The 5,432-nt window shown below is 59.6% G+C and carries 6 protein-coding genes; all 6 read left to right on the top strand.

The window, feature by feature from the left end; all coding sequences use genetic code 11:
* The first annotated feature begins 210 nt into the window (after nt 1-210).
* A complete protein-coding gene (locus tag ACYVDE_RS13770) occupies nt 211-741 on the top strand; it encodes a chemotaxis protein CheW (RefSeq protein ID WP_460502119.1) in 531 nt (176 codons plus the stop codon).
* Nucleotides 742-822: 81 nt separating this feature from the next.
* Complete coding sequence (locus ACYVDE_RS13765; protein WP_460502118.1) at nt 823-1,209, top strand: response regulator; 387 nt, start codon at nt 823-825, stop codon at nt 1,207-1,209.
* Nucleotides 1,210-1,314: 105 nt separating this feature from the next.
* Nucleotides 1,315-2,955, top strand: a complete 1,641-nt coding sequence (locus ACYVDE_RS13760) for a chemotaxis protein CheA (RefSeq protein WP_460502117.1) — start codon at nt 1,315-1,317, stop codon at nt 2,953-2,955.
* 56 nt (nt 2,956-3,011) lie between these two features.
* Entirely contained in the window at nt 3,012-3,644 is a 633-nt protein-coding gene (locus ACYVDE_RS13755) for a chemotaxis protein CheC (RefSeq protein ID WP_460502116.1), read from the top strand.
* A 150-nt stretch (nt 3,645-3,794) separates the two neighbouring features.
* Nucleotides 3,795-4,886: an agmatinase family protein gene (locus ACYVDE_RS13750; protein WP_460502115.1), complete on the top strand. Its 1,092-nt coding sequence runs from the start codon at nt 3,795-3,797 to the stop codon at nt 4,884-4,886.
* Between the two features lie 29 nt (nt 4,887-4,915).
* Nucleotides 4,916-5,254, top strand: a complete 339-nt coding sequence (locus tag ACYVDE_RS13745) for a phage holin family protein (protein WP_460502114.1) — start codon at nt 4,916-4,918, stop codon at nt 5,252-5,254.
* Nucleotides 5,255-5,432: the final 178 nt, after the last annotated feature.

The following is a 5,432-nucleotide window of genomic DNA, read 5'->3' as shown; positions in this document are numbered from 1 at the left end:
GGGCACCGCGGGCAGAGGCTGTTGCACCGGCAGCGCCTGCCCGCGCAACTAATGGGCGGGGACATTCGGCCCGCGCGGCCAGCCCGGCTGCTGGGGCTACAAGCAACGGCACGGCTAAAGCGGAACCGGCCAAAGCCAGAGCCGCCAAACCCAAGACCAAATAATCGGTTTGCTCTCGTAGCGGCCTCCGAACTTTCAATTTATTAACGCATGGCTGAGCCCATTGCTGCAACTTCCGCTGCCAAACCAGAGCGTGCCAAACCGGCCGAACTGGTGCAACTCATCGTTTTCCGCCTCGGCGACGAGGACTACGGCATTCGCATTGAGCAGGTGAAGGAAGTGACCGTGACGCCCGAAGTGGCCCGGATGCCTAAAACGCCTCCATTCATTAAGGGTATCGCCAACCTGCGCGGCGACATCATTGCCATCATGGATTTGGAGGAGCGGTTCCGGCTTCGCCCGGCTGGCCGGCCGCTACCCGAGCGTAGCTACACGGTAGCGGTTGAAGCGGCCGACTATACCCTCGGGCTGGTGGTGCGGGAAGTGCCCCGCCCGTTCACGCTGCCCCTGAGCCAGATTGAGCCGGCGCCGGAGTTTGTGCAGGATTCGAGCACCCGCGATAAATACCTCGAAGGCATTGCCAAGCTGCCCGAGGGTGGTATTATCATCGTACTCGACATGCGCAAGCTGCTCACGCCTAGCGAAGTAATGAAACTGCCCACGAAAACAACATCTTCGTAAGCTAAGGGCCGTACACAGGCCGCAAGCTGCTCGGTGTCGAGCGCCGGCTTCTCATTTTATATCCTCATGTTACCCAATTCTATGAATAAGCGCATTCTCATCGTCGACGACTCCTTCTACATGCGCACGATGCTCAAAAACATGCTGACCGATGCCGGCTACGAAGTAGTAGGCGAGGCGGCCAATGGAGCTCAGGCCGTAGAAATGGCAACCTCGACTAACCCCGACCTGATTACCCTCGATGTAATTCTGCCCGACAATACCGGACTCGACGTGCTTAAAAGCCTGCGCAAAACGCAGCCCAATGCTAAAGTGGTGATGTGCAGTGCTGTTGGCCAGGAGGTCATCGTGAACGAAGCCATCGAAAACGGCGCGTTGGCTTACATCGTGAAGCCCTTTTCGGAAGAGAAAGTGCTGGAAATTGTGGGTTCGGCGTTGCAAAACGACGCTGCTGAGTCGGCCTCGTAAGGTGACTAGCTGCCGCTCCGCTATGGTTTGCCAGCCCGCCGAATCCGGCGGGCCGCAACCGCGTGCGGCTACTGGTGAGTGGTTTTTTGAATTGTTGAACGGCCTATGAAAACCCGCGACCAGGAATACCGCGAGATGTTCATGGCCGAGGCCCTGGAGTATTACGACTCCATGAGCCGGCACCTGAGTGAGCTCGAACGCAACACCGACGCCGGCCCGGCGCTCAATGAGCTGTTCCGGCTCATGCACAACCTCAAGGCCAATGCCCGGGCCATGGGGTTCACCGACCTAGGCGAAGTGGCCCACCACCTCGAGACCTTGTTTGGCCTGATTCGGGACAAGCAGCGCGAGTTTGGCGGGGCGCTAGCCAAAGTGGTTTTCACGGGCGTTGATGCCCTTGGCACGATGATTCGGGCCGTCGGCGCGAATGAGCCGCTGCCCGATGCTACGGCCCTGCTCGAAAACCTTGACCGCTTGGTGCGCGGTGAAGAACCGATTCTGGACACCGACGAAGAGCCGGAGTCGGAAGAGGAAGCCGGGAAGAAGATGGAGCTGTCGGACCTGGTGTACATTCAGGTGAAAAAGCTCGACAACCTGCTAAACCTCGTGGGCGAGCTGGTGATTGACCGCGACCGCGTGATGACGCTGGCTCAGGAGCTGGGCAACCCGGCCTTGCTGGCTACGGCGCAACACCTGTTCCGCATTTCCGACGATTTGCAGTACAGCGTGATGGATGCCCGCCTGGTAGGTGTAGGTGTGCTGCTGAATAAATTTCCGCGGGTGGTGCGCGACGTGGCTACTGCCGAAAACAAGGAAGTAGAGCTGACCTTAAGTGGGCAGGATGTGCAGATTGACCGCAACATTCTGCAAATCATCACCGATGCGCTGCTGCACCTCGTGCGCAACGCCGTGAGCCACGGGCTGGAAACGCCCGACCAGCGCCGGCAGGCCGGCAAGTCGGCAACCGGGCACCTCACGCTCTCAGCCCTTACCGACCGCGAAGACGTGCTCATCCAAGTGCGCGACGACGGTCGGGGCATCAATACCGAAGCCGTGCGTAAAAAGGCCGTGGAGCGTGGCCTGGTGAGTACCAGCGAAGCTACCCGCCTCGACGAGCAGCAAGTGTGGGCCTTGCTGTTTGAGCCCGGCTTCTCGATGGCCGAAAAGATTACCGACATCTCGGGCCGGGGCGTGGGGCTCGACGTGGTAAAGCTGGCCCTCGACTCACTCGGCGGGCAGCTGCGCGTAGAATCGGAGCTCGGCGTGGGTACTACGTTCACGCTGGTGCTGCCCACTTCGATTGCGGTAAAAGGCGCCTTGCTGGTGGAAGTGGAGGACCGGCCCTATGCCGTGCCGCTCATGCACACCGACACCGTGCTGGCTTTGCATCCCGGCCAGCTGTCGCTGGTGGGTGGCCTACTCGTTACGCATTTCCAGGAGCAGGCCGTGCCGCTGGTGCCCCTACGTCAGCTCCTGTATGACGAAGGCGACGAGCCGCTGCCCCTCGCAACCAAAGACGACCTGCACGGCACCCAGCAGGTGCTCGTCGTTAACTACAACAACCGCCGCCTGGGCCTAATCGTGGACCGATTTATCCGGCAGCAAAATATTGTCATCAAGCCTCTTAGCAAACCGCTCGATACCATTGACTTGTTTGGAGGCGTCACGCTGCTTGGCAGTGGGCAAGTTTGCCTGGTACTCGATGTGCCGGCCCTTACCCGCCTGTTTTTGGCCAAGCGCGCTTAACTTTCTTTTTCTTTCACCCCAGTCCTCGCTGCTGCAATTTCCCTATTTTCGCCGTTATGGATTTATCGATGACCGAGTTAGAGCGTGATATAATCCGCGAGATTTTGAACATCGGCCTGGCGCGCGCCGCCGATTCGTTTGCCGTTATTGCCCAGGAGCGGGTACTGCTCGAGGTACCCAGCATCGACCTGCTGATGAGCAACGACATCCTGTCGAAGGTGCGCGAGTATCAGTCGCGGCACGTGGCCATTCAGTCTGATATCCGCGGCGATTTCAACGGCACCACCCTGATGTTTTTCTCGGGCCAGCACGTGCAGCGCCTGTCGCGGGTTTGCCTGCGCATGCAAACCTCCGAAACGCTCGAAGTAAACGAGCTGCAGGAGTCGCTGCTGCTGGAAATCAGCAACATCATCACGGGCGCGCTTGTCACGCAGCTGGCCAACATATTGAAGGCCAACATTTACGGTGCGCCGCCGAGTGCCCCGCGTGGCGACATTGCCGAGTCGATGCAGAACCTCGTGCCCGAGCAGCAGTTGCAGCCCCTCATCTTCTCGGTCATCACGCAGTTCTCGGACCGCGACAACATGGTGGAATTGCCGCTGATGCTGTTTTTCGACCGGGTGACGTTTGAGAAGATTCTCGAAATCATTCGCAGCTACGATTTCCTGGGTCGTCAGATGTCGGCCTAACTTTTCTGAATTTTGTAGAACGTCATGCTGAGCTGGTCGGAGTATCTCTGCCGCGAGAGTAAATCAAATTACTTGCGTAGCAGAGATACTCCGACCAGTTCAGCATGACGTTCTTTTTCATTGCCTTTAATTACCCCAAGTATCCGCTCCATGTCTAAAGCTGACGCTCTCGCCAAAAAAATTGCTTCTTTCGACCCCAATGCGCCCGGCGAAGCCGAAGGCGGCCTTTTCGGCTTGCCCTTTACCGCCGATGAGGCGCAGGTGGTAGTGGTGCCCGTGCCGTGGGAAGTGACTGTAAGCTACCGCGCCGGCACGGCCGAAGGGCCCGCAGCCATCCACGAAGCCTCCCTGCAGGTCGACCTCTACGATTCGGACATTCCCAACGCTTGGAAGCTGGGCCTGGCCATGGACGAGGCCGACGAGGCCATTGCCGCCGCCAGCCAGGAGCTGCGCCCCCTGGCCGCCGACTACATCGGCTGGTTGGAGGATGGCCAGCCCGCCGAAGGCCATCAGCAGCACGCGGGCGTGCCCGAGAAGGTGACGGCCGCTGGCAATAAGATGATAAAAAGCCTGAAGGAGCGCACCGGCGCCCTGCTCGACGCCGGCAAGGGCGTGGTGCTGCTCGGCGGCGACCACAGCACGCCGCTGGGCTACCTGCAGGCGCTGGCCGAGCGCCACGAGGAGTTTGCCATTCTGCAGTTCGACGCCCACTGCGACCTGCGCCCGGCTTACGAAGGCTTCCAATACTCGCACGCCAGCATCATGTACAACGCGCTGGAGCTGCCGCAGGTGAAGAAACTGGTGCAGGTGGGCATCCGCGACTTCTGCCAGCAGGAAGCCGAGCTGATTGAGCACTCCAACGGCCGGGTGGCGCTGTTCAGCCAGCGTTTCCTCAGCGACGAGAAATTCGGCAAGAAGTCGTGGAAGAAGGTGTGCGGCAAAATAATCGCTCAACTGCCGAAGAAGGTGTACATCAGCTTCGACATTGATGGCCTCGACCCCAAGCTGTGCCCCGGCACCGGCACGCCCGTGCCCGGCGGCCTGGAGTTTGAAGAGGCTACGTATCTGATTCGTGCCATCGTGCGGGCCGGCATCGAAATCATCGGCTGCGACCTGAACGAAGTAGCCCCCGGCGACACCGAGTGGAACGCCATCGTAGGCGCGCGCCTGCTCTACCAACTTTGTAACTGGATGGCCGTATCGCAAGGGCGGCTCACGGCCAAGGGCGTGTCGGCCGAATAAGCTTTTCTCACCCTCATACTTTCTTTCTCATGTTGAGCTTCATTCTCAAATTCATTTTGTCGGCCGTGCTTGTGTACGGTTTGAGCCTGATTCTGCCGGGCGTTGCGCTGAGCGGCGTGGGTGGCGCTGCCATCCTCATCGTAGTGCTAGCCATTCTGAATGCCATTGTGAAGCCCATCCTGCAGTTGCTGGGCCTGCCCATCACCATTCTCACACTGGGCCTGTTTCTGCTGGTTATCAACGTCATCATCGTGAAGCTGGCCGACTACCTGATGAGCAGCTTCGACGTGCACGGCTTCCTGAACGCGCTGCTGTTCAGCCTGGCGCTGTCGGTAGTGAATGCCGTGGTGGATATGATTGTAGACTAGGTTACCACTATATTCCTAACAGAAACGGGGCCTTTCGCACATGCGAAAGGCCCCGTTTTTGTTTCGGTTAGGCGGGCAGCGACTGCCGCTGCCGCCAACGGCGCAGGCCCCACGCGCCCAGTGCCGCTAGCAGCAGAGCCGGCCACGCGTAAGCCAGCCCCACGGCCAGCTCCGTCAC

The sequence above is a fragment of the Hymenobacter agri genome, from assembly GCF_054778495.1.
This window is presented reverse-complemented; position numbering and strand designations above follow the sequence as displayed.

Coding starts and splice junctions, on each gene's coding strand:
- ACYVDE_RS13750 (WP_460502115.1), top strand. CDS start 3,795: ATGTCTAAAGCTGACGCTCTCGCCAAAAAAATTGCTTCTTTCGACCCC.
- ACYVDE_RS13755 (WP_460502116.1), top strand. CDS start 3,012: ATGGATTTATCGATGACCGAGTTAGAGCGTGATATAATCCGCGAGATT.
- ACYVDE_RS13745 (WP_460502114.1), top strand. CDS start 4,916: ATGTTGAGCTTCATTCTCAAATTCATTTTGTCGGCCGTGCTTGTGTAC.
- ACYVDE_RS13760 (WP_460502117.1), top strand. CDS start 1,315: ATGAAAACCCGCGACCAGGAATACCGCGAGATGTTCATGGCCGAGGCC.
- ACYVDE_RS13770 (WP_460502119.1), top strand. CDS start 211: ATGGCTGAGCCCATTGCTGCAACTTCCGCTGCCAAACCAGAGCGTGCC.
- ACYVDE_RS13765 (WP_460502118.1), top strand. CDS start 823: ATGAATAAGCGCATTCTCATCGTCGACGACTCCTTCTACATGCGCACG.